Genomic DNA, 1,668 nt, shown 5'->3' on the forward strand with positions numbered 1-1,668 from the left:
GTACGCCTCCGCGTACCCGAACGGCGTCGCGACGGCCGCCGACAGCGTCGGGAGCCTCGCCGCGTACCGCGCCGACCGGCTGATCACCCGGTGCGCCACCTCCGGCAAGCCGATCCTGGTGGCGCACACCGGGCCCGACGACCTGGCCCGGATCGCGCGCGGCCCGGAGGCGGCGCAGCTGCTCGCGGAGGCGGGGGTGCACTCGTATCTCGCGGTGCCGCTGATCGCGCACAACCAGGTGCTCGGTGTGGTGGACCTCGTCCGGGCGCGCACGGCCCTCCCGTTCGACGAGGACGACGCGCTGCTCGCGGGAGAGCTGGCCGCGCGGGCGGCGATCGCCGTCGACAACGCCCGCTGGCACGAGAGCGTGCGGGCCGCCGCCGAGACGCTCCAGCGCAGCCTGCTGCCGGGCCCGCTGCCGCCGCTGCACGGGCTCGACGTGGCCTGCCGCTACCAGCCCGCGCAGTCCTCGGCGCAGGTCGGCGGCGACTGGTACGACGTGATGCCGCTGGACGGCGGCCGCACGGCGCTGGTCGTCGGTGACGTGATGGGGCACGGGATCGACGCCGCGGCGGCGATGGGGCGGCTGCGCACGGCGACGCAGGCGTACGCGGATCTCGCGCTGCACCCGGCGGAGATCCTGCACCGCCTCGACCGCACGGCCGTCGCGCTGGAGACGCACCTCGCGACGTGCGTGTACGCGGTGTACGACCCGGCGCGGCACGTGTGCCGGATCGCGAACGCGGGGCACATGCCGCCGGTCCTGATGCCGCGCGGCGAGCCGCCCCGGCTGCTGCCGCTGCCGTCCGGGGCGCCGCTGGGCGTGGGCGGCGTGCGGTACAGCACGACGGAGATCGCGCTCGCCCCCGGCGACCGGCTCGTCCTGTACACGGACGGCCTGGTGGAGACGCGGGGCGATCCGATCGACGACCGGCTGGACGCGCTGCTGCGGCTGCTGCGGGGGGCCACGGGCTCGCTGGAGGACGTCTGTACCCGGCTGCTCGACGGGCTGAGCGGCCCGGCGGTGACGGACGACGTGGCGATCCTGATCGCCGAGGTGCCGGGCGGCGGCCCGTCCGCTCCGGTCCGCTGAGCCAGGACGCGGGTTCGAGAGTTCGTCGGAGGGTGTGAACCGGGCGGCCGCGGCGCTACCGAGAGCGCACACGGCGCGTTGGGGTTGCCGTGGCAGCAAGTGCAGTGACGGTTCTGCACCCGGGCTGCCGCGCTCTGCACGGCACCGGGACCGCCCCGGACGTCATCAGCTGATCGGGGAGTTCGACGTGAGGCCACGCACCGGCGGCTCGACGTCGAGACAGGCGCCGGACGACCGCGATCCCGGCGGGCTCATCGGCCGCTCCCACGAGAGCGCGGCCCTGCGCCATCTGCTCGGCGCCCACCGCCTGGTCACCGTCAGCGGCGGCGCCGGCATCGGCAAGAGCCGGCTCGTCGACGGCACGCTCACCGGCTGGAACGCCGCGCCCTGGCGCCACGTCGTGCGGGTCCGCTGGGACGCCGAGGCGGAGCACCCCGGCTCGCTGGCCGCCGCGCTCGCCGAGGCGCACGGCGCGCGCCCCGACGCGGACCGCACGCCCGCGGAGCTCGCCGCGCTCTGGGCCGGCGAGCGCACGCTGCTGGTCCTCGACGACGTCGACCCGGTCCAGGCCGAAT

General features: G+C 76.4%; 1 protein-coding gene and 1 pseudogene. Both read left to right on the top strand.

Going from position 1 to position 1,668, the window contains the following annotated elements; genetic code table 11:
* Positions 1–1,093 (top strand): GAF domain-containing SpoIIE family protein phosphatase (locus tag GTW43_RS15540; RefSeq protein ID WP_161302568.1); only part of this gene is annotated, 1,093 nt, incomplete at its 5' end.
* Between the two features lie 187 nt (positions 1,094–1,280).
* Positions 1,281–1,668, top strand: a pseudogene (locus tag GTW43_RS15545) (regulator); the annotation flags it as partial.

Source organism: Streptomyces sp. SID5785 (assembly GCF_009870065.1).
Lineage (GTDB): Bacteria > Actinomycetota > Actinomycetes > Streptomycetales > Streptomycetaceae > Streptomyces.